11 protein-coding genes are annotated in these 23,821 nt (G+C 67.3%); 5 read left to right on the top strand and 6 right to left on the bottom strand.

The annotated features are described in order from the left end of the window. Window positions 1-14: 14 nt before the first annotated feature. Window positions 15-803, bottom strand: a complete 789-nt coding sequence (locus ACT53T_RS15955; protein ID WP_476161933.1) for a thioesterase II family protein — start codon at window positions 801-803, stop codon at window positions 15-17. Between the two features lie 402 nt (window positions 804-1,205). Between ACT53T_RS15955 and ACT53T_RS15950 the strand changes: the two genes are divergently transcribed. The 5 genes from ACT53T_RS15950 (at window position 1,206) to ACT53T_RS15930 (ending at window position 17,731) form a co-directional block, all read left to right on the top strand. Next, the gene (locus ACT53T_RS15950) at window positions 1,206-2,360 is read left to right on the top strand and encodes a Rieske 2Fe-2S domain-containing protein (RefSeq protein WP_476161932.1); all 1,155 of its coding nucleotides are present in this window, start codon (window positions 1,206-1,208) and stop codon (window positions 2,358-2,360) included. A gap of 97 nt (window positions 2,361-2,457) precedes the next feature. Beyond that, the gene (locus tag ACT53T_RS15945; protein ID WP_400770846.1) at window positions 2,458-2,784 is read left to right on the top strand and encodes an SCP2 sterol-binding domain-containing protein; all 327 of its coding nucleotides are present in this window, start codon (window positions 2,458-2,460) and stop codon (window positions 2,782-2,784) included. Between the two features lie 129 nt (window positions 2,785-2,913). Beyond that, window positions 2,914-5,076 carry an AMP-binding protein gene (locus ACT53T_RS15940; protein ID WP_476161931.1) on the top strand — a complete coding sequence of 721 codons (2,163 nt, stop codon included), beginning with the start codon at window positions 2,914-2,916 and terminating at the stop codon, window positions 5,074-5,076. Continuing rightward, window positions 5,073-16,115 (top strand): type I polyketide synthase, encoded by an 11,043-nt coding sequence (locus ACT53T_RS15935; RefSeq protein WP_476161930.1) that lies wholly within the window; start codon window positions 5,073-5,075, stop codon window positions 16,113-16,115. The genes ACT53T_RS15940 and ACT53T_RS15935 overlap by 4 nt, the downstream gene beginning before the upstream one ends. 218 nt (window positions 16,116-16,333) lie before the next feature. Then, complete coding sequence (locus tag ACT53T_RS15930) at window positions 16,334-17,731, top strand: TolC family outer membrane protein (RefSeq protein ID WP_476161929.1); 1,398 nt, start codon at window positions 16,334-16,336, stop codon at window positions 17,729-17,731. Between the two features lie 61 nt (window positions 17,732-17,792). Here ACT53T_RS15930 and ACT53T_RS15925 read toward each other — a convergent pair whose 3' ends face one another. The 5 genes from ACT53T_RS15925 to ACT53T_RS15905 form a co-directional block, all read right to left on the bottom strand. Continuing rightward, window positions 17,793-18,845 (bottom strand): HlyD family secretion protein, encoded by a 1,053-nt coding sequence (locus tag ACT53T_RS15925; protein ID WP_476161928.1) that lies wholly within the window; start codon window positions 18,843-18,845, stop codon window positions 17,793-17,795. Next, window positions 18,842-19,564, bottom strand: coding sequence for an ABC transporter ATP-binding protein (locus ACT53T_RS15920; RefSeq protein WP_476161927.1), 723 nt, complete (start codon window positions 19,562-19,564; stop codon window positions 18,842-18,844). Before ACT53T_RS15920 ends, ACT53T_RS15925 begins: the two co-directional genes overlap by 4 nt. Continuing rightward, complete coding sequence (locus ACT53T_RS15915; RefSeq protein WP_476161926.1) at window positions 19,561-20,691, bottom strand: ABC transporter permease; 1,131 nt, start codon at window positions 20,689-20,691, stop codon at window positions 19,561-19,563. The genes ACT53T_RS15920 and ACT53T_RS15915 overlap by 4 nt, the downstream gene beginning before the upstream one ends. 140 nt (window positions 20,692-20,831) lie before the next feature. Then, on the bottom strand, window positions 20,832-22,547 hold the full coding sequence (locus ACT53T_RS15910; RefSeq protein WP_476161925.1) for a 4'-phosphopantetheinyl transferase superfamily protein: 1,716 nt from the start codon (window positions 22,545-22,547) through the stop codon (window positions 20,832-20,834). Between the two features lie 20 nt (window positions 22,548-22,567). After that, entirely contained in the window at window positions 22,568-23,821 is a 1,254-nt protein-coding gene (locus tag ACT53T_RS15905) for a 3-oxoacyl-[acyl-carrier-protein] synthase III C-terminal domain-containing protein (protein ID WP_476161924.1), read from the bottom strand.

Raw genomic sequence — 23,821 nt, 5'->3', positions numbered from 1 at the left:
CGGGTCTCGCGCTTTTATTGCGTCGTGGCGGCGAGCGTCTCGCAGCAGGCCGCGACGATCTCCATCAGCGCCCGCTGTCCGGTCGCCGGACGAAAATAGAAGTGATCGCCCGCGACGAGGCGCCGCTCGAAGCCGCCGCCGGCATGCCGCTCCCAGGCGTCGAGCTCGGCCGCCGACACGAGCGGATCGCCATCGCCGCCCACGACCGTCAGCGGGCAGGAGAGCGGCGGACGCTCGGTCCAGTCGTACGTTTCGTTGATGAAGAGATCGGCCTGCAGCGCGCGGCCGATCATCTCGACATAATCGGGCTGCTCGAGCAGAGCGACCGGAATATTGCCGTGCAGCTTCGCGACGCGAAACACGACGTCGCGCGGCGGAAGATGCGACACGCGCTCCGCCCGCGAGGGCAGATGCGGCGGGACGCGGCCCGAGGCCAAAAAGTGCAGGCGCTCCGGCGCCGCGCGGCGCTCCGCCAGCAGGCGCTGGACGATCTCGTAAGCGAGCAGCGCGCCGAAGCTGTGTCCGAAAATCAGCAGCGGCCGATCGGCGAGCGCCGCGACCGCCTCGGCGAGCGGCGCCGCGAGAGCGTCCAGCGCGCGCGCCGGCTCCTCGCGCAGCCGCTGCTCACGACCCGGCAGCGAGGCGGCGTAGAGATTGGCGCGGCCGCGCAATGGCGCGATCCAGGGCCAAAAGCCCGTCATGCCGCCGCCCGCGGGCGGGAAGCAGATCATTGTCACTAAAGAGTGATCGTCTGCGGACATACGCTTGAGCCAATCGAGCGAGGCGAGGGTCGGCTCGTTCATGCGGCGCCGCGCATGATCGCGATGTGATGCAGCGCACACCGCGTTTCGGCGGCGCCTGCTATGGAAGTAGACATAGAAGACGTCTCGATAGAATCCGACAGGTCGCGCAATGAAACCACCCGCGCTTTTGATTGTAAGAGCAATATTTCGCATCGCAGCGCGCCGCCGCCGCGCTTGGCCGCCTTTGCTTTTTACGCTACAGTCCAAAGGGATGCAACGCCATCCATGGGTTGCGAACGTCGATAGGACGGCCTATTGGTCGTTCGTTACGATCGGAGCCGAAGGAAACGCCGGATAGCCTCCGTGCTACTTCGGCGTTTTCGCGCAGATGCGCGACGAGATTATTTCGTGTCGAAAGACGCCGAGCTTTTTTGTCGAAAACGATCGCTGGGAAGATGTAGAATGAGCGGATCGACGCATGTCGACTTCGAGCACACGGGCCCCGGGCTTCCGGCTGGCGAATTGCTGCGGCGCTATTGGCAGCCGGTCTTCGTCTCCGAAGAGCTTCCGACGGCGCATCCGAAGCCTCTGAAAATTCTGGGCGAGGAGCTCACCCTCTATCGGGGTGAGGACAAGGTGGCGCGCATCATCGACGGACGCTGCCCGCATCGCGGGCTCGTGATGTCGGTCGGCAAGGTGGAGGGCGACAGCATTCGTTGCCGCTATCACGGCTGGAAGATCGATCCGACCGGCCAATGCGTCGAGCAGCCCTTCGAGCCCAAGAGCTTCGCGGCAAAGGTGCGCGTGCGCAGCTATCCGGTGGAGGAATATTTCGGCCTGATCTGGGTCTATCTCGGCCCCGCGCCGACGCCGCCCTTGCCGCGCTGGCCCTCGCTCGAGCAATGCGGCTATTTCCACGTCGTCGAATTGCGCAAGTGGAACTATTTCCACGATCTCGAGAACACGGTCGATGATGTGCACCAGCGTTGGGTGCATGCCGAGGGCATTTATCAGGACGCCGCCAACGCCGGGCAAATTCCCGCCGCCACGGCGCTCGAGACCGAATACGGCCTCATGCAATACACCTCCTTTCCCAACGGCTATCTGCGCAAGCTCGCGCTTTTCATGCCGAACATGCTCTATTTCACCTCCGGCGCCGGCATGCTGCGCGGATTCAAGAGCTTCTTGTGGAATGTGCCAGTCGATGACGTCAGCCACAAAATGTTCTTCCTCCTCGTCGCGGCGCATTTGTCGCCGGAGGATGGACGCGACGTCGCCGAGGGCGTGCGCTCGGGCATGCGCTATGTCGCCTCGTCCTTGCCGCCCGTCGAGCAGGTGATCCAATCCGTGCTCTCCGGCGAGAAGCGCTGGGAAGACATAGAATCGCGGCCGGATCTCCTGCTCATCGAGGATGGAATCGTCCTCGTGGGCCAAGGAATCATTCCCGATCGCTCGAAAAATCGGCTCGGCGCCTCCGACGCGGCAATCATTTTGCTGAGGAAGCTCTATACGCGGGAAATGTCTCGTATCGAGAAGGGGGAGCAGCCGACGGCCTTTCCCGGACCGGACGAGCGGCTGCTCGCGCAGATCGATGAATTTCAGGCCGAGCCTGTGTGAGCGGAGAGTCAAAAAGCGGGCGTCGGCTTTTCGAAGTCCCGCTTTTTCAAACGGCTCCGAGCAGCAATTTTTACGCGCGAGAATTCGAGGAGGGCGCATGCCCACGGTGAGAGACATATTGGATCGGGCCGCCCAGATGATCGACACGCACAGAGACAAGGCGAGCTCTCTGGGCGCCCGCTATAAATTCGTGCTGAAGGGCGAGGGCGCCTGCACTTTTGTGCTCAATCTCACAGCGGATGATCCCGGCGTGCGCGAAGGAGAGAGCGAGGCCGATTGCACGATCCGCGTCGCCGCCGCCGATTTCGTCCGCATGGCCGAGGGAGAGGTGGACAGCCGCGATTTGTTCTTCGCCGGAAAGCTGAAGGTCGATGGCGATATGGGGCTCGCGCTGAAGCTGAAGAAGATGGTCGCTTCGGCGTGAGATGAGGGGCGAGCAGGCTTCGCCGGCCCGGGGGCGATGGGCGAAGCCGCTTTGACGAAAGAGGTTGGGACACTGCGTCCACGCCGCGGCTGCGGCGTGATCGGACGCGTGCGCGTTGGGGGCGACGAAATGGGCGCGACGAATTCATTGAGCGGGGTCGAGGAGCTGACGACCGAGCGGCTGCGGCGCCACGCCGTCGAACATCCAGACCGGCTGGCGGCGGCCTTTCTCGACGATGATCTGGAAATCCGCCAATCATGGAGCTTCGGCGAGCTCGATCGCCGGGCGCGCTCCATGGCCGCCTTTCTCCAAAGGCATGGCGCGCCCGGCGAGCGCGTGCTGCTCGCCTTTCCGACCTGCCTCGATTTTCTCGCCGCCTTCTATGGATGTCTGCTCGCAGGAATGCCGGCCGTGCCGACCTCTCTGCCGCTGGCGCATGGCAAGGACAGACGGCTCGAGCTCATCGTCATCGACAGCGGCGCCAAGCTCGTCCTCACCACATCCAAGCATGTCGAGCTGCTGCAGCGGCGCCTCGCCGAAGGCGAAGCGTCGGCGACGCCGATCATCGCCATCGACGATCTCGCCGATGAGAGCGCCGTCTGGCGCGACATTCCGCGCGCGGCCGGCGAGCTGGCCTTCCTCCAATATACCTCCGGCTCGACGCGCGCGCCGGCGGGGGTGATGGTGAGCCACGGCAATGTGGCCGCCAATCTGATGGCGCTGCACGAGGGCTCCGGCTCCTCGCCGGATTCGGTCTGCGTGAGCTGGCTGCCTCTGTTTCACGATATGGGGCTCGTCGCCGGCGCGCTGGCGCCGACATGGGCAGGATGTCCCGTCTATCTCATGAGCCCGGCGAGCTTCGTGCAGAGCCCTTTGCGCTGGCCGCGCGCCATCTCGCGCTATCGCGGCACGATCGGCGGCGGTCCCAATTTCGCTTATCAGGCCTGCGTCGAGGCGGCCCGCGCGCAGGGCGTCGCCAGTCTCGATCTCTCCTCCTGGACGATCGCCTGGAATGGCGCGGAGCCCGTTCGCGCCTCGACGATCGATGATTTCGCGAAGACATTCGCGCCGGCCGGATTTCGCGCCGAGACGCTGACGCCGGCCTTCGGCCTCGCCGAAGCGACGCTGCTCGTCACCGGCAAGCGCGGTCCGGTTCCGCCGCTCGTTCGCGCGGTCGACGAGGCCGCGCTGCGCAGCGACAATGTCGTCTTCTGCGACGCCGAGGATGCGCGCGGCAAGCGGCTGGTGAGCTCCGGCGAGACGGCGCTCGGCGTCGACGTCCGCATCGTCGATCCCGAAACGCTGGTCGAGGCGGCGCCCTCGCAGGTCGGCGAGATATGGGTGGGCGGCGCCAGCGTCGGCCAGGGCTATTGGAACAAGCCGGAGGAATCGGCGGCGACATTCGGCGCGCGCACGGCGACGGGCGAAGGCCCCTTCATGCGCACGGGCGATCTCGGCTTTCTGACCGAGGGCCGGCTCTTCGTCACCGGTCGCCGCAAGGATCTGATCGTCATTCGCGGCGTCAATTATTATCCGCAGGATCTCGAGCAGACGATCGAGGCGAGCCATCCGGCCTTGCAGCCGGCCTCCTGCGCCGTCTTCGGCGTCGAGGAGGGCGACGCCGTGCGCCTCGTCGCCGTGCAGGAGCTGCGCCGCAGCGCCTGGCGCTCCGTCGATGCGGCGGAAGTGTTCATGGCCATGCGGCGCGAGGTCGCCCGCGAGCATCAGCTCGCGCTGCATCGCATCGTGCTGCTGAAATCCTTCGGCCTGCCCAAGACCTCGAGCGGCAAGGTCCAGCGCGCTGCCTGCCGCGCGGCGCTCGAGGACGGAACGCTGGCGGCGCTGCACGAATGGCGCTCGACCATGCAGGTCGCGCCCATCGACTTCACCGGCGAGCCGCTCACACAGCCGGGCGTGCTGGAGCGTCAGCTCGTCGATTGGCTGCAACGCGAATGCGGCGTCGAGAACATCAGCTGGAAGACGCCGCTGATGGATCTCGGCATCGACTCGCTGAAAGGCGTCGAGCTCGGCAATGCGCTCTCCGCCGCCTTCAAGCATTCCTTCCCGGTGACGCTGATGATCGAGCATCCGACAGTGGAGGCGCTCGCCCGGCTCATTCGCGAGGAGGCGCTGGGGATGAAGCCCGCCGAGCCGGAGCCGGAGCCTCCGCCGCCCATCGCCTGGGAAGGCGCCTCGCTCGAGCAGGAGATCGATCTGCTCGACGACGCCGCTCTGGATGCGCTGCTCGAGGGCAGCATAGACGCGGTTCTCAAAATGGATAGACGCTCGTGAGCGAGGCCGACTTCAAGAAGAAGGCGCTATTGGCCATCGAAACTCTGCGCGCCCGCGTGCGCGAGCTCGAGGACGCCCGCGCCGAGCCCATCGCCATCATCGGCTACGCCGCGCGTCTGCCCGGCGCGCGCGACGCGGAAGCCTTCTGGCGCCTGCTGCGCGAGGGACGGGACGGCATCTCTCCCATTCCCGCCGACCGCTGGGACGCCGACGCTTTCTATGATCCCGATCCCGACGCCGCCGGCAAGGTGACGACGCGTCGCGCCGGCTTCGCCGACGACGTCGCCAACTTCGACGCGCAATTTTTCGGCGTGTCGCCGCGCGAGGCCGAATATCTCGACCCGCAGCACAGATTGGTGCTGGAGACGAGCTGGCATGCGATCGAGCACGCCGGGATCGCCCCGGCCGATCTCGAGGGCAGCCGCACCGGCATGTTCCTCGGCCTCAGCACGCATGACTATCTGTCGCTGCTCTCCGGCAAGCTCGGCTATGGCGTCATCGAGGCCTATTTCGGCACCGGCACCTCGCCGGCCGCCTGCGCCGGCCGCGTGAGCTTTCGCTTCGGCTTCGAGGGCCCGGCCGTCACCATCGACACGGCCTGCAGCTCCTCGCTCGTCACCTTGCACGAGGCCGCGCAGGCGCTGCGCGCCGGCGAATGCGAGCTCGCCCTCGCGGGCGGCGTGAACGTCATCTACAATGTCGCGACAATGATCAACTTCTCCCGCGCGCGCATGCTCGCGCCAGACGGGAAGTGCAAGACCTTCGACGCCGCCGCCGACGGCTATGTGCGCGGCGAGGGTTGCGGGATCATGGTGCTGAAGCGCCTCTCCGACGCTCTGCGCGACGGCGACAATATTCGCGCGGTGATCCGTGGCAGCGCGGTCAATCAGGACGGCGCCTCGGGCGGCCTCACCGTCCCCAATGGCCGCGCGCAGCAGCGCGTCATTCGCGAGGCGATGAAGCAGGCCAATCTCATCGCCGGCGAGATCGACTTTCTCGAGGCGCATGGCACGGGCACCTCGCTCGGCGATCCCATCGAGGCGCAGGCCGCAGCCGCCGCGCTCGGCGCAGGCCGGCCGGCGGAAAGGCCGCTTCTCATCGGCTCGGCCAAGACCAATATCGGCCATCTCGAGGCCGCGGCCGGCGTCGCCGGCGTGCTGAAGGTGGTCCTCTCGCTCGAGCACGAGCTGCTGCCGAAACATCTCAACTTCCGCACGCCCTCGCCGCATATTCCGTGGAAGCAGCTGCCGCTGAAGGTGCTCTCGGAGCCGCGCGAATGGCCGCGCTCCGAGCGCGCGCGGCGCGCCGGCGTCAGCTCCTTCGGCTTCTCGGGCACCAACGCCCATGTGATCCTCGAGGAGGCGCCCGCGCCCGCCGCCGCGCCGCAGGAGACCGCGCGCATTCGAGAGCGTCCCTGGCGCCTGCTGCCGATTTCGGCGCGCAGCGCTCCGGCGCTGAAGGCGCTGGCGCAGGCCTATGCCGAGCGCGTCGAGGCGCTGCCATCGGTCGCGGCCTTCGCGAATGTCTGCTACACGGCCGGCGTCGGCCGCTCGCATCTCGAGCATCGCGCGGCGATCGTCGCGGAAGATCCGGCGAGCGCGGCGCGGCTGCTCACGGCGCTCGCCGATGAGCGTCCGTCGCCCGGCGTCCACATGGGCGTCTCGGCCGATCCGCCGAAGACCGCATGGCTCTTCACCGGCCAAGGCAGCCAATATGCCGGCATGGGCCGCGAGCTCTATGAGACGCAGCCGATTTTCCGCGACACGCTGGACGAATGCGCCGCGGCGATCAAAGGCATTCTGCCGCGCCCGCTGCTCGATGTGATGTTCGCCGAGGACGGCGCCGTCAACCACACCTCTTACGCGCAGCCGGCGCTGTTCGCGCTCGAAATGGGGCTCGCGCGTCTGTGGCGCAGCTGGGGCGTCTCGCCGGATGTGGTGATCGGCCACAGCGTCGGCCAATATGCCGCGGCCTGCGTCGCCGGCGCCTTTTCGTTGGAGCAGGGCGCGCGTCTCCTCGCCGAGCGCGGACGTTTGTTCGGCGCATTGCCGGCGGGCGGCTCCATGGCCGCGATCTTCGCCGAGGCGGCCGCCGTCGAGGCGCGTCTTGCCGCCTATCCGCATGTTTCGGTCGCCGCCTATAATGGCGCGCATATCGTCATCAGCGGCCCACAGCCGGATGTTCTGGCGGCAGCGGAGCAATTCCGCGGCGAAGGCAAACGCGCCGAAGCGCTCGAGACCTCGCACGCTTTCCACTCGGAATTGCTGGAGCCGGCGCTCGACGCTTTCGAGGCCTTCGCCGAAAAGATTCCCTTCGAGAATTTGACGCGCACGCTCGTCTGCAATCGCACTGGCAAGGCGCTCGGCGCGCAGACGCGGCTCGACGCGCAATATTGGCGTCGTCATTCGCGCCAGCCCGTGCAATTCGCGCAGAGCGTGCAGACTCTGGCGAGCCTCGGCTGCCGCGTCGTGCTGGAGATCGGCCCGCAGCCCGTGCTCGCGGCGATGGCGCTGCGCGCCTGGCCGGATACGACTCCGGCGCCGCAGCCGGTCGCCTCGCTGCGCCGCGACTCGTCCGACGCGCGGCAGATAGAGGAGGCTTTGGGCCAGCTCTATGTCGCCGGCGCGCGCATCGATTTCAAAGCCGTCGAGGCGCCGTGGAAGCGCGAGAAGATCGATCTTCCGCTCTATCCGTTCCAGCGCAAGCGCTATTGGTTCAAGCAGACGCGCGCGCCGGCGCAGGACAAGAAGAGCGCCGACTCGCAAATCCTGCAAATGATCGAGGACGGCCAGCTCGAGGAGCTCGGCGGCCGGCTGCGCCTTTCCGACGACAAAGGCGCGACGCAGCGCGTTCTGCAGGCGCTCTACGATCATTATCAGCGCGAGCGCTTCTCGCAGAACACCGCCGAAAATCTCTATGAGCTCGCCTGGAGCAAGCGCGCCGGCCGCGATTTCGCACCCTCGACGAACGCGCATTCCTGGCTCGTCGCCGCTTGCAGCGAAGCGTCGGCGCGTCCTCTCCTGGACGAGCTGACGAACGCCGGCCACGCCGCGCGCTTCGTCGATCTCGCCGCCGCCGCGGATTTCCCGCGTCTCGTCGCCGCCGCTCTGCCGACGCGCGTCGCCATCCTCACCAATATCGATACGCCCGAGGGCTTCGGCGAAGCCTCGCTGAAGCGCTTCGAGCAGGTGGCGATGGCGGGCGCCTGCGGCCTCTCGCAGGCTCTCGCGGCGTCGGGCGCCAAGACGCCCGTTTTCCTCGTCACCAGCGGCGCGCAACCGGTCGCGGAGGACGATTCCATCGATCCGACGCAGGGCTGCGCCTTCGGCTTCGGCAAGGTGCTGGCGCTCGAGCATCCCGATCTCTGGGGCGGTCTCGTCGATCTTCCCGCAGGCCAAGCCTCGGCCGCCGACTGGCGCGCCTGCGCGAATATTCTGCGCGCGGAGACGCGCGAGAGCGAGGACCAATTCGCCATTCGCGGCGGACAGACCTTCATCGTGCGCCTGCGTCGCCGGACGATCGCGACGGCGCGGCCGCTCGATATCGGGCCGGGCAAGACTTATCTCGTCACCGGCGGCCTCGGCGCGCTGGGATTGGAGGCGGCCGCCTATTTGGCGGGGCAGGGCGCGCGTCACATCGCGCTCACCAGCCGGCGCACGCCGGACGATCGCGCGCATCAGCGTCTCGAGGCGCTGCGCGAGCGCTATGAGGGCTGCGAGCTGCGCGTCATTCCGGGCGACGTCTCCTCCGAGGCGGATGTCGCGCGCATTCTGGAACGCATCCGCGACTCCATGCCGCCGCTCGCCGGCGTCATTCACGCCGCCGGCGAGATCGACGCGACGCGCCTCACCGCGCTCGAGCAAAAGCACATTGAGAAAGTCTTCGCCGGCAAGGTCTGGGGCGCCTATCGGCTGACGCGCGCGCTCGAAGGCGCGTCGCTCGATTTTTTCATCTCCTTCTCCTCCATCGCCTCTGTGTGGGGTAGCTTCGGCCAGACGGCCTACGCCGCCGCCAATGGCTTTCTCGACTCGCTCGCCGCCTGGCAGCGCCGCCAAGGGATGCCGGGCGCGAGCGTGAATTTCGGCCCCTGGTCCGCCGGCATGGCGGATGAGGCGGCGCGCGAGCAATTGGCCAAGCGCGGCGTGCTCGAGCTCTCCTCCGAGCTGGCGCTGAACGGCATGAAGGCGGTGCTCGAATCCGCCGATGGCCGCGGCGTCGTCGCGCGCGTCGACTGGGCGCGCTTCCTGCCCGTGTTCCAGCTGCAGGCGCGGCGCGCCTTCATGAAGGAGCTGGAGAAGGAGACGCCCGAGGGCGAGGAGCAGATCATCGGCGGCGGCGCGCTGGCGCAGCGCCTGCTCGCGGCGCCGGCCGAGGGCCGCAAGCGCATGCTGCTCGACCATATGCGGCAAGTGCTGGCCGAGGTGGTGCGCCTCGACCCGGCGCAAATTCGCGAGGAGGCCGGCTTCTTCGATCTCGGCATGGATTCGCTGATGGCGATCGAGCTGCGCAAGCGGCTGGAAAAGGACCTCGGCGAGACGCTGCCGGCGACGATGGCGATCGACCATCCGCGCCTGACCGACGCGGCCGATTTCCTGCTCTCGCGCATCGGATTGCAGAATGAGGCGCAGGCCGAGGCCGCGCCCGTCATCCAGACTTTGCGCGCCGACGAGCCGATCGCCATCGTCGGCCTCGCCTGCCGCCTGCCCGGCGCCGGCGGCGCGGACGCCTATTGGGATCTGCTCTCGCATGGCGTCGACGCCATACGAGAGGCTCCGTCCGAGCGCTTCGACATGGACGAGCTCTATGATCCCGACCCGGAAGCGGCCGGCAAGGTCTACACGCGCAACGGCGGCTATATGGAGGGAGTCGATCTCTTCGACTCCGAGCTGTTCGGCGTGTCGCCGCGCGAGGCTCTGTGGATGGAGCCGCAGCAGCGCCTCGTGCTGGAGACCGCATGGGAAGCGCTCGAGGACGCTGGATTCGGCCCGGCGGGGCTCTCGCGCAGCCGAACCGGCGTCTTCGTCGGCGTCGGCGCCAATGAATATTCGCATCTCCTGGCCGGCTCGCCGGAGGAGATTCAGGCCTATTTCATCACCGGCAATGCGCTCAACGTGATCGCCGGCCGCCTCGCCTTCTCGCTCGGGCTCGAAGGTCCGGCGATGGCGATCGACACCGCCTGCTCGTCTTCGCTCGTCGCGCTGCACGAGGCCGCCCAGGCCTTGCGCGCGGGCGAATGCGACATGTCGCTCGCCGCCGGCGTCAATGTGCTCTTGAGCCCGGCGACGACCATCGCCGCCTGCCGCGCGCGCATGCTCTCGCCGGACGGCCGCTGCAAGACCTTCGACGCCTCGGCGGACGGCTATGCGCGCGGCGAGGGCGTCGGCGTGCTGGTGCTGAAACGCTTGTCGGACGCAGAGCGCGACGGCGATCGCATTCGCGCCGTGCTGCGTGGCAGCGCCGTCAATCAGGACGGCGCCTCCAGCGGCCTCACCGTTCCGAACGGCCGCGCCCAGCAGCGCGTCATTCGCGCGGCGCTGGATCAGGCCGGCCTCGCTCCGGCGGATGTCGATTATATCGAAGCCCATGGCACCGGCACCTCGCTCGGCGACCCCATAGAGGCGCAGGCCGCCGCCGCCGCGCTCGGCGCCGGACGTTCCGCCGATCGGCCTTTGCTCATCGGCTCCGCCAAGACGAATATCGGCCATTTGGAAGCCGCGGCGGGCGTCGCCGGCGTCATCAAAGTGGTGCTGTCGCTAGAACATGGGCTGCTGCCCAAGCATCTGCATTTCAAGACGCCTTCGCCGCATATTCCGTGGAAGGAGCTGCCGCTGAAAATCGTCTCGGAGGCGCGCCTTTGGCCGCGCTCCGAGCGCAAGCGGCGTGCCGGCGTCAGCTCGTTCGGCTTCTCCGGCACCAACGCCCATGTGATCCTCGAGGAAGCGCCGGCGCCCGCCGCCGCGCCGGCAGGCGAGACCGCCGCTCCCGCCGAGCGCCCTTGGCATATGCTGCCCCTCTCGGCGCGCAACGCGCCGGCGCTGCAGGCGTTGGCGCAGGCCTATGCCGCGCGCGTCGAGGCGCTGCCCTCTGTGGCCGCCTTCGCCGATGTCTGCCATACGGCCGGCGTGGCGCGCTCCCATCTCGAGCATAGGGCGGCGATCGTCGCGCAGGACGGCGCCGACGCCGCGCGCCTGCTGTCGGCGCTCGCCGAGGGGCGTCCCACGCCGGGACTGCACTCGGGCGTTTCGGCGGACCCGCCGAAGACCGCCTGGCTGTTCACCGGACAGGGCAGCCAATATTCCGGCATGGGCCGCGCGCTCTATGAGACGCAGCCGCTCTTCAAGGAGACGCTGGACCAATGCGCCGCGGCGATCGCCGATATTCTGCCGCGCCCGCTGCTCGACGTGATGTTCGGCGAGGACGGCGCGATCAATCACACATCCTATGCGCAGCCGGCCTTGTTCGCGCTGGAGATGGGCCTCGCGCGCCTGTGGCGCAGCTGGGGAATGACGCCGGACGTCGTGCTCGGCCACAGCGTCGGCCAATATGCGGCCGCCTGCGTCGCCGGCGCCTTTTCGCTGGAGCAAGGCGCGCGTCTGCTCGCCGAGCGCGGACGTCTGTTCGGCGATCTGCCGGCCGGCGGCTCGATGGCGGCGGTCTTCGCCGAGGCGGGCGTCGTGGAGGCGCGGCTCGCCTCCTATCCGCGCGTTTCGATCGCGGCCTATAATGGCGCGCATATCGTCATCAGCGGTCCGCAGGAGGATGTTCGAGCGCTGGTCGAGGCCTTCCGCGGCGAAGGCCGCCGCACGGAAGAGCTGGAGACCTCGCACGCCTTCCATTCCGAGCTGCTGGAGCCGGCGCTCGACGCTTTCGAAGCCTTCGCGGCGCAGACGCCTTTCGAGACGCTGACGCATACGCTCGTCTGCAATCGCACGGGCCGGACGCTGGATGCGCAGACGCGATTGGACGCACAATATTGGCGTCGGCATTCGCGCCAGCCGGTGCAATTCGCGCAGAGCGTGCAGACGCTCGCCGAGCTGGGCTGCCGCGTGCTGGTGGAGATCGGCCCGCAGCCGGTGCTCGCGGCCATGTCGCTGCGCGCCTGGCCGGATGCGCGGCCCGCGCCGCAAGCGGTCGCCTCGCTGCGCCGGGACTCTTCCGACGCGCGGCAGATCGAGGAGGCCTTGGGCCAGCTCTATGTCGCGGGCGCGCGGCGGCCGGATTTCGCGGCGATCGACGCGCCGTGGAAGCGCAGCAAGGTCGACATTCCGAAATATCCGTTCCAGCGCAAGAAATATTGGCCGCGCGCCATCGTCGCGCGGGGCGGCGGCGCGACGGGCGCCGGCGCGCTGCTCGGCTCGCTCTGTGATCTCCCCTCGGGCGATACGGTCTATGCGACCTGCTTCAGCGTGAAGCATCTGCCCTGGCTCGAGGACCATGTGATCTATGGCGCCATGGTCGTGCCCGGCGCCACCTACGCCTCCATGGCGCTCGCCGCCGTCGGCGCGCCGGCGCAGCTGCGCGAAGTGTTCTTCTACGAGCCGATCGTCTTCACCGGCGAGGAGCAGCGCGACGTGCAATTGACGCTGCGCGCCAGCGAGGAGGCCTCGCCCAGCCTGCGCAAGTTCGAGGTTCACAGCCGCCCGCGCGGCGATCGCGACGCGAGCTGGTCGCTCAACGCCTCCGGCAGCGTGGAGCTCGAGACCGCGATCGGCGACGAGGCGCCCGAGGCCATGGATGCGATCATCGGCCGGCTGTCGCCCATGTCGCCGCAGCGCCTCTTCGACGGTTTCGCGGAGAATGAGCTGCGCTGGGGGCCGAATTGGTCCGGCTCGCTGCGCGCGCTCTGGGCGGAAGGCCCCGAGGCGGTGGGCGAGCTGCAGGCCGGCGAGGAGCTTGCCGAGCATATTTCGAGCGAGCCCATTCATCCGGTGCTGCTCGATCTCTGCACTGGCGTCGCCGGCGCCGTGCTGCTCGCCGCGGCGCCCGAGGCCGCGGCCGACGACGGCAGCCTGTTCCTGCCGCTGCGCTATGAGCGCGTCACTCTGCGCGAGAAAATGCCGCGCCGCTTCTACTGCCATGCGCGCTGGCGCGCCGACGCCGACGAGCGCTCCGAGACGCAGGCCTTCGATCTCGTCTTCGCCGATGGCGAGGGACGCTATCTCGGCGGCATAGACGATTTCGTCGTCAAGCGCGCCCCTCGTCAGGCGCTGCTGCGCGGCCTCGGCGTCGACGCCGGCCGATTGCTGCATCTCATGAGCTGGCGCGAGCGGCCGCTCGTCGCGGCGCCGGCCGCCGACGCCGCAACGCCCGAAATCGCCCTCATCGTCGCCGCGCCCGATCATCCGCGGCTGCCGGCTCTGCACGCCGCGCTCGCCGAGCGTGGACGCCGCGTCGTCGCAGTCGCCCCGGCCGCGGCCTATGAGCGGCGGGACGACGGCTTCACGCTCGATCCGCGCGACGCCGAACATTGGCGCAAGGTTTTTCTCGCGCTCGCCGAGGCGGGCGAGAGCGCCTTCGCGCTCGTCTTTCTGGCGACCAGCCATGCCGGGCCTATCGAGGCCGAGCCGAGCGATGCGCTCGTCCGCCGCCTCACCGGCGATCTCGATGGAATCATCGGCGCGACGCGCTATCTCGTCGGCCCGGGCGCGACGGCGCCGGCGCGGGGGCTGTGGCTCGTCACCGAGCGCGCCGTCGCCGCCGATCCGAGCGAGAATGTCGATCCGGCGCAATCGGCGATCTGGGGCCTCGGCCGCACCATTCTCGCCGAGCAATCCGACGCCCATTGCGCGCTCGTCGACACGGATGGGAGCGCCGAGGCTCTGCAATCCCTCGTCGACGCGCTGCTCTCTGGCGCGCCGGAGCCGGAATTCGCGCTGCGCCGGAAAAAATGCATGGCGCCGCGGCTGATGCCCTGGGCGCGCAGCGGATTGCTCGCGGCGCCCACGCAGGATTATCGCCTGCAGCCGAGCGAGCGCGGCGCCATCGACAATCTGCGCCTCGCGCCGGAGAGCTTCGCGCCGCCGGGGCCGGGGCATGTCCAGGTCCGTCCGCTCGCGGGCGGCTTGAACTTCCGCGACGTGCTCAATGTGCTCGGCCTCTATCCCGGCGATCCGGGCGAGATCGGCGGCGAGCTGGCCGGCGTGGTGACGGCGGTGGGCGAGGGCGTCGAGGGTTTCGCGGTCGGCGATCGCGTCTTCGGCTTCGCGCCGGGCGGCGCTTTCGCCATGGCGGTGAACACGCCCTATCCTTTCCTGACGCATCAGCCGGAGCGCATCGGCGCGGCGGAGGCGGCGACGCTGCCGGCGGCCATGCTGACCGTCATGCTCGGCTACGAATGGGCGCTGCCGAAAAAGGGCGAGCGCGTGCTGATCCATGCGGCCTCTGGCGGCGTCGGCCTCGCGGCGGTGCAGCTCGCGCAAAAGGCGGGGGCGATCGTCTACGCCACGGCGAGCGCGCCCAAGCAGCAGACGCTGCGCGATCTCGGCGTCGAACATATCTACGATTCGCGCACGCTCGATTTCGCCGACCAGATATTGGCGGACACCGGCGGCGCCGGCGTCGATATCGTGCTGAACAGCCTGACCAGCGAAGGCTTCGTCGCCGCCACTGTGCGCGCGACGGCGCAGGGCGGCCGCTTCATCGAGATCGCCAAGCGCGACATTTGGACGCCCGAGGCGATGGCCGCGGCCCGGCCCGACATCGCCTATCACATATTGGCGCTGGACGATGTGATGCGCGACGATCTTCCGCGCATCAAGCGAATGCTAGATAAGCTCGCCGAGGATCTTCGCCGCGGCGAATTGCAGACGCTGCCTTTCATGGCCTATCCGATCACCGAGGCGAAGACGGCCTTCCGCTGCATGCAGCAGGCCCGCCATATCGGCAAGATCGTGCTCACCGTGCCGGAGGCGCCCGCGCCGCGCCGCGATCGAAGCTATCTCGTCACCGGCGGCCTCGGCGCGCTCGGCCTGCGCACGGCGGAATTTCTGGCGCAGCAGGGCGCCGGACGTCTCGTGCTCACCAGCCGCCGGCCGCCGGACGACAGCGCGAAAGAGACGATCGCGGCGATCGCGACGCAATATGATTGCCGGGTCGACGCCATCACGGCCGATGTCGGCGACGAAGCGAGCCTTCGCGCTCTGCTCGAGGGCGTGCGGCGCGACGGACCGCCGCTCGGCGGCATCTTCCATCTGGCCGGCGTGCTGGACGATGCGCTGATCCCGCAGCAGACGCCGGAAAAAGTGCTCAAGACCCTCGCGCCGAAAGCGCTCGGCGCCTGGCTCCTGCATGTTTTGACGCTCGAGGACGCGCCGGAGCTCTTCGTGATGTTCTCCTCGGCGTCGGCCGTTCTCGGCTCGCCGGGGCAGGCGAATTACGCGGCGGCCAACGCTTTCCTCGACGGCCTCGCGGCGCATCGCCATGCGCTGGGCCTGCCGGCGGCGAGCGTGAATTACGGGCCTTGGGCCGAGGCCGGCATGGCGGCGAGCGAGGCCGCGCGCGTCAATCTCGGAAGGCAAGGGCTGACGCCTTTGAAGCCGGCGATGGCGCTCTCGGCCATGGCGGAGATGATCCGTCACGGCGCGACGCAGGCCATCGTCATCGGCGCCCAATGGCAGCGCATCGCCAAGCTGATGGGACCGACGCGCCCGCCCATGCTGGAGCATGTGCTGCCCAAGGCCGCCGCGGCGCCGGCCTTCGACGGCGCCTTTTTGAAGCAGCTCGAAAAAGTGCCGGAGGCGCAGCGCGCCGACTTCCTGACCGAGCATCTGCAAGGGCAATTGCAGCATATTCTGGGGCTCGCGCAGCCGCCCGCGCCGGACAGCCGCTTCCTCGAGCTGGGGATGGATTCGCTGATGGCGGTGGAGCTGCGCAATCGCCTGCTCGGGCAGTTCGGCGCCTCGGTCTCCATTCCTTCGACCGTCGTCTTCGATCATCCGACGCTGCGCGCGCTGGCCGAATATCTCGCCAGCCAGACGGCGGGCGGCGGCGCGGTCGAGGCGGCGGAACCGGAGAAGGCGCTTGCGGAACCGCCGTCGTGAGCGGTTCCGAGCCTCACTCGGCCCATAGTGACGCGGCATGACGACAAAGACGCTTTTATGAGCAATTTTCTGAGCTTGCAGGCAATCTCAGAGACTAGCTTTCCTTGACAGCGCGTGTCTCGAAAGCTAGTACCGTCAACAGGTCGTTAATTCGGCCGCCCCGAGCTTTACGCTCGTGTCATATTTGTAATTCGCGCTCCAAAGGGCGGCTGGCACGGATGAAAATACATGCGTGCATGATCATCGGCCTGACGGCGGTCGGCGCGATACTCGCGCCCGCCAGCGCCGAGACTTTGCCATCGGCTCTCGCGAGCGCCTATGCCTATAATCCCGATCTCAACCAGCAGCGCGCCAGCGTGCGCGTGCATGACGAGAGCGTCGCCAAAGCCTGGAGCGGCCTGCGGCCCAACGCCTCGGTGATCGCCGGCCTCGGCGCCATGCGGACCGAATTGCTGGTGCCGACGATCCGCCTGCCCTTCATGCATGAGCGCATCTATCTGCATGGCGACCACGACGGCAATCCGCAGGCCGTGACCGTCAATGTCTCGCAGACGCTTTTCGACGGCGGCCGCACGCTCAACAATGTGAAGAAGGCAGAATCCACCGTTCTCTCGGCGCGCGCCAATCTGCGGCTGATCGAGCAGGCCGTCCTGCAAAACGCCGCGACCGCCTATATGGACGTGCTGCGCGACACGGCGATCCTGTCGCTGCGTCAGAACAATATTCGCGTGCTGGAGCTGCAGCTCGCCAATACGCGGGAGAATGCGGCGGCCGGCTATCTGACCGAGACCGACGTCGCTCAGGCGGAAGCGGCCTTGTCGCAGGCGCGCTCCGATCTCTATGGCGCGCAGGCGCGGCTGAAGAGAAGCGCGGCCAGCTATCATCGCATCGTCGGCGAGGAGCCCAAGCGGCTGCAGCCCGCGGGCTCGGTGGAAAAGCTGCTGCCGCGCAGCGTCGAGGACGCCATCGCCATCGCCACGGGCGCTCACCCCGGCGTGGAGGCGGCGCATCATCAGGTCGATGCGGCCGAATTCGCCGTCCATGCCGCGGAGGCGGATCTTCTTCCCTCCGCCTCGGTGAGCGGCCAGCTCTCGCAGCAGAACGACTTCTTCCTGGGCCTGCCCGGATGGCGGCAGTTCAGCTATGGCGTCAATGTGAATTTCCGCGTTCCGCTCTATCAGGGCGGCGCCGATTTCGCCTCGGTGCGCCAGGCGAAAGAGCAGGTGGGCCAGGCCCGCTTCGGCGTGGATATGCAGATGGGCGACGCGCGCGCCAATGTCGTCGGCAGCTACGCCTCGCTGGAGGCCGCCAAGCTGCAGATGAAGTCGGACCACGCCACGGTGAAAGCCGCGGAAATGGCGCTCAACGGCGTGCGCGAGGAGGCGAAGGTCGGCCTGCGCACGACGCTCGACGTTCTCAACGCGCAGCAGAGCCTGCTCCATGCGCGGGTGAATGTCGTCGTCTCACAGCATGACGTCGTCGTGGCCTCCTATGCGGCGCTGGCCTCGATCGGCCGGCTGAACCGGGCGGCGTTGAATCTGGACGTCGAGCATTACGACGCCGAGCAGCACTTCGAGAATGTGCGCGGCAAGTTCTTCGGCGTGGATACGCCCTAGAGGACCCGCCGAGAATATCCCGTCGAAGGGCCGGCTTTTTCTCACAGCGAGACGGCCTTCTTCAACGAGACGGCTTGGCGGCGACGAGCTCTCCGAAGAGATAGGCATCCACTCTGAGCCCGACGGGCAGCTTGGCGTCGTCGTCGAGATCGATGAGCACTTGCAGGACCTTTGTATCGACGCGGTCGCCGGGGCGCCCGGTCTGCACGATCTTCGAGCCCATTCGCGACGACACCCAGCTCACGCGGCCCTGGAACTTGCGCCCCGGATAGGCGTCGCTGACCACCTCGACGCGCTGATCCGGCGTCACCTTGCCAATGTCGGTCTCGTCCACCTCGGCGCGCACCTTGAGGCCGCGCAGATCGCCGACGATGGCGACCGCCGTCGGCGGCACATTGGTGACGGTCTCGCCCACCTCATGGGTGCGGCGCAAGACGGTTCCCGCCACCGGCGAGCGAATATAGGTCTTGTCGAGCATCGCCTTCGCCGAGGCCAGCTCCGCATCGGCGAGCCGCAGCCGCGCGCGCGCGGCGTCGACGTCCTCGGAGCGCGCTCCGCTCTGCAATTGCGCGAGGCGCTGGGCGGCGACGGTGCGGCGCGCCTCGCTGGCGTCGAGATTGGCCTTCGCCTGATCGAGCATCGCCTGCGGCGAGACGCCCCGCTTGGCCAGCGGCTGTCGACGCTCATAGTCGCGCCGCGCATATTTGAGCCCGGCGTCGGCTTCCGAGAGAGCGGCCTCGGCCTCGCGCAGCTCCTCGGCGCGCGCGCCATGCAATATGCGATCGAGCTCGGCCTGACGGAGCGCGAGCTGCGCCTGCGCGGAGGCGACGCGCGCGCTCTGCTCGGCATTGTCGATGATGGCGATGATTTGCCCCGCCGTCACCTCGTCATTCTCCTCGACCTTGAATTCCTTGATCACGCCGACGATCTGCGCGGAGATCTCGCGCTCCTTGCTGTTGGGCTCGACGACGCCGGGCGCGGCGGCGACGCGGTGCTGCGAGACGAGCTTGGCGCTCGACGAGAGCGCCTGCTCGGCGCGGCCGCTCATCGTGGACGATACGGCGGCGAGGCCGACGAGAAGAAGAATGGCCGGCGACGGCCGATCGAGTTTCATGACGCGCTCCCTGCGCCGAAGGAATGGGACGATTCTGGAGGCTTATCGACGATGCAGCCGTCCTCCAGATGCAAGACGCGATTGGCGAATTGAAAAATGCGAAAGTCATGCGTGACGATGACGACGGCGCGGCGGCCGTTGCGCGCGAGCGCCTGCAGAAGCTCCATCGCCTTGAGGCCATTCTCGGAATCGAGCGCCGCCGTCGGCTCGTCGGCGATGAGGATCTCGGGATCGGCGGCGAGCGCGCGCGCGATCGCCACGCGCTGCTTCTGTCCGATGCTGAGCTCCGCCGGAAAAGCGTCGATGCGATGACCGAGGCCGACGCTGCCGAGCAGCTCATGCGCCCGGACGCGCGCGACATCCTTATCGACGCCCATGAGATCGAGCGCGACCATCACATTCTCCGTCGCCGTCAGCATCGGGAACAGATTATGCGCCTGAAAGATGAAGCCGAAATGTTGAAGGCGGAGCTCGGCGAGCCGATCTTCGTCCAAAGTCTCGGTGGACTTGCCGCAAATGGTGATCTTGCCGGCGGTCGGGCGCAGCAGATGGCCGAGTATATGGACCAGCGTCGTCTTGCCGCTGCCGGAGGGGCCGACGAGGAGCAGGACTTCCGCCGGCAGAATATCGATGTCGATATTCTTCAGAACCTGGACGGCGCTCGGCCCTTCGCCGAAATTGTGAACGAGGCCGCGCGCACTCAAAATGGGCTGCATCATCGGAACACCTTCACCGGATCGATCGTCATCACCTTGCCGAGCGAGCCGATCGAGGCGGCGACGCACATCAGCATCGTCGCCACGACGATGCCGAAGGCGAGCCAGAGCGGCACCTCCGGCGCGGAGCTGAGATTGCGGGTGAAGATGACAACGACCCCGATGACGCCGAGGCCGATCCCCGCGCCGAAAACGCCGCCGAGCACGGCCTGCTGCACGATGATGCGGTAGAGATAGGAGCGCGGGCCGCCCATGGCGCGAATGACGGCGTATTCCGGCAGGCGGTCCATCGTGCTGGCGTAGAGCGTCTGCGCGACGATGACGACGCCGACGAGCAGCGCCAGCAGAGTCGAGCTGACCAGCGTGATGCCGGCGCCGGTGGTCACGAGCCAATAATATTGGCTGCGCCAGGCGAGCTGTCCCGCCGTCAGCACCTCGACCTCCGACATGCGCGCGGCGAGCGCCTCGGCCACGGCCTCCGGCTTATAGCCCTCGGCGACGCGCACCAGCACATAGGCGATGTCATTGTCCGGCGCATAGAAGAAGGATCGCGCCTTGGCGAGCGACATGAACACATAGGGCGCCTGGGTGAAGGTCCTTATGCCGTCCGTGAAGCCGACCACGCGAATTCGGTGGCTGTTGATCTCGACCGTCTCGCCGAGCGTGCGAATGCCGAGCTTATCGGCATAGAGGCGGTCGATCACCGCGCCGTCCGGCTCCGCCAGCGCGTCTTTCGCGCTCGGCCCCTCGACCATGGCGAAGGGCAGGCCCATGGTCGAATCGGGATCGATGCCGATGACGATGACGATCTGCCGAACGCCGTCCGGGCGCTTCAGAAAGCCGAAGTGGAGCATATAGGGCTCGGCCGCCGCGACGCCCTCGACCGACAGCGCCTGAAAGCGCCGCCGCTCCTGCAGAGGCGTCGCGAGATCGACGCTGGGCACGCCTTCCGCCGTGATCCAGAGATCGGCGCCGGCGTGATCGACGACGGTCGAGATCGTGTGAACGAAATTCAGCAGCATTCCGAGCTGAATGCCCATCAATATCGTGGAGAAGGCGATGCCGGTGAGCGTGATGGCGAAGCGGATGCGATCATGGACGAGATTTCGCCATGCGATGAGCAAAGTCATCCGCGCGCCTTTCGACGCGGCGGCCGAGACGCTCTCGGCGCGGCTTTTCAGCGCGTATAGGGTATCGCCGGACACAAGGACCCTTTCCACCTCGCCGCCAGCCGCCCCGCGGGGGACATTGCGGCGCCCTCGGAAAATACTCAAGCCGAGGCGCTTTCCGCGCCTCGGGGCGGAAGAGGAGCGTCCTCCGTCACACAAGCTATTATAAAGCCATTGCTTTCTATAGTCTCGACAGCATAGGCGGACATGGTTTCCCGATCCTGGATTCGAATGCTCCCCTCTGGCGAAAAATCGACCGCTTCGAGCGATTTCAGCCTTCCGTCGACGCCGGAGCCGAGCAGCTTTCCCACCGCCTCCTTGGCTCCCCAGAGCCGGGTGATCCATTCGGCGCGGCGGGCCGCTCCGAGCGCCTTCACCTTCTCTCGCTCGTCAGGGCCGGCGACGGCGGCGAGAAATCCGTCGTCCCGATCGGCGATCCGCTCTATGTCGACGCCGACGCGCCCGCTATGGGCGGCGGCGATCGCCCGATCCTCGCAATGGGCGATGCTGACATGGGGCAGGGCCTCGCGCCCGTCCGCGCCGGCGACATAGGGGCTGCCGGACGGGTCGGACCGGAGGAGGATCGCGGCCGGATGCGCCATTTCGGCGCCCGTGCGGTCGCTGATCCAGCGTCGGACGCAATCCTTGGCGACCGTGCGACCGAGCAGCCATTGGCGCTGGCGCGCCGGAAAGCGGGCATGGCTCTCATAGACGGCGGCCTCCTCGAGGCCGAGGCAATCGCGCGCGAGCATTCGCGGATCGAATTTGCCGAGATCGGGCTCGGCGAGTTGGAGGACCAGAGGGCCGTCGGCCGTGTTCCCGACCGGCGCGGGGCGGCCGAGCAGAAATTGTCCGGGCGCGCGGCGGTAATCGACGAGCCGCCGCTCCCATTGGAATTTCCAGCAGCGCAAATCCGCGATGCGCATCCAGACGCCGCCTTCGCCATCCTCCGCCTCGACATCGGCGTGAATGGTCTTGCCGTCGGTCTTGCGCAGCTCGATGCGCACGGGGACGAGCGATCCCGCTGGCGGCGTCGGCCGATAGAGCTCGAGCTTGCCGAGCCCCACGGGAAAAGCATAGCGATCCCGCTGCATCGCATGGACGCCGACCATCTGGCAGATGGCGTCCAGCACGCAGGGCTGCAGCAGCAGTTGCGGCTCCGCTGTGGAGCGAAACAGGCCGGCGGGCGAGGGGATGCGCAAATGGCCGGCGATACGCCGATCCTCGACGAAAACCTCGCCGAAGAGGCAGCGGAAGGCCGGGCCATGGAACAAATGGCGCGCGGCGTACAGGCGCGCGGCGTCGATCCTTTGCGCCATTCCCACGTCGAGCGCGCCGAAATCCGGGAACAGCTCCAGCAGATAATGGCGGCCGAACAGAAGCGTCGCCTCGATCGACGGCCCGCCCTGACCTTCGGCGCGAATGGCGGCGCGCACGAAAGTGGCGGCGCGCTGCGGGTCATAGCGGTCGAGACGCGCTTCGATCGTCAGCATCGCGGACTCGACATCGACGAGATCGATCCATCTCGTCGCCTTTATCTCCTCGACGCCGATGAGCCCCTGTCCGGGAACGACGCAGGCGGCGACCTCCGCCATCGCCTCTATGCTCATCGTCATCGGCAGCACGGGCAGGCAGGCCGAGAGCGGCTTGACGCCGGGCGCGTGAACAAAGGCGTGGTCGGCGAGATAGAGGTCCTCGTCGAGATGCAGGACGCGCTCGACGAGGACGCTCTCGCCTCGCGTCGCGGCGATGACTCGGCCGACGAAAGGCAGCGCGCCGCCGCGTCTCGATACGATCCGATCCCGAGCTTCGAGCATGGCGTCCATGCGATCGGCGCTCAGATCTTCTCGAGCACGAGGCCGGTCGCGGTGAGGCCGGGGCCGAAGCCCAGCGCCACGACATGCGCGCCCGTGGGAATAGAGCGCTCCTCGACGATCGCCTTCAGAATATGCGGCACGGTGGCGGAGGACATATTGCCATTCTCGAAGAACACATTCTTGCTCATCGCCACCTGATCGTCGTCGAGCTTCAGCTCGGACTGGATATGCTCGACGATCTTGGGTCCGCCGGGATGAATGGCGAAATAGAGCCGGCTGCGCTCGCGCTCGAAATCCAGCCCGGCGCGGCGCAAAAGGTCCTCGACGAAGCCTTTGACCGCGGCCTTGATGACCACCGGCACCATGATCGACAGGCTCATATGGAAGCGCGTCGGACCCGGCACCCAGGTCATGTCGTCGGCCGAGTCGGGAAGCAGATGCTCATTATAGGCGAGCACCTTGAGGCCGGAGAGGCCCTGGCTCCTCAGATAATCCTCGGTGACGGCGGAGTATTTGATGAAGCCGTCCGCGAACAGAGTCATGGTGATGATGTTCTGCGCGGTGAGCTCCTCGGCGTCGCGATGCGCGGAGAGAATCTCCGTATGCACGATATCGACGCGCTCCTTGGGCGGCGTGACGCCCATATGGGAGGAGGCGAGAAAGCCATGCGCCATGCGTATGGCCGGAAAGGCGCCGTAACAGCCCATATGATAGCTGTGCGTGACCGTCGTGCGCAGCCAGCCCTTTTTCGCGGTCATGCGCTCGACCGGGCTCGGCGCGAGATAGCCCGAGCAGGTGACATGGATGAGATCGTCGGGCGCCTCGAAAGCGTCGGCGTACATTTTCTCGAGGCAATCATCCGCGACATGCGCGTAGCTCTCGTGCCGCGCCTTCAAATCCTTCGGATTGAGATCGCGGTAATTGTCGAAGAGCCGCATATATTCTTCTTCCGGCTCGGCGACGGAGAATTCGCCATCGACGAAGACGATATCCTTCAGGCACGGAAAAAAGACGAGCTGGCGCGCTTTCACGACCGAGGGAGACAATCCGTAATTGGAAAATTTCTGCCTGATCTCCTGATGCTTGGCGAAAAACGCCTCTTTGTCGGTCAGACCGTTGCGCGAGCAGAAGGCGCGTGCGAATCCATAGGCGCTGAGCTCCAGCGTCAGCCCTTGCGGCGTCGGATCGGCCATGCGCACCGGAACGAAATCGGTGAGGCAGCAAGCATTTTTGACGCTGGCGCGCGTAAGGCGCTCGGTAAGTGCGAAAGACAT

Source organism: Methylosinus sp. DMC45, from assembly GCF_056313885.1.
Note: the sequence above shows the minus strand (reverse complement) of the source record. Positions and strands in the feature narration are given on the sequence as shown.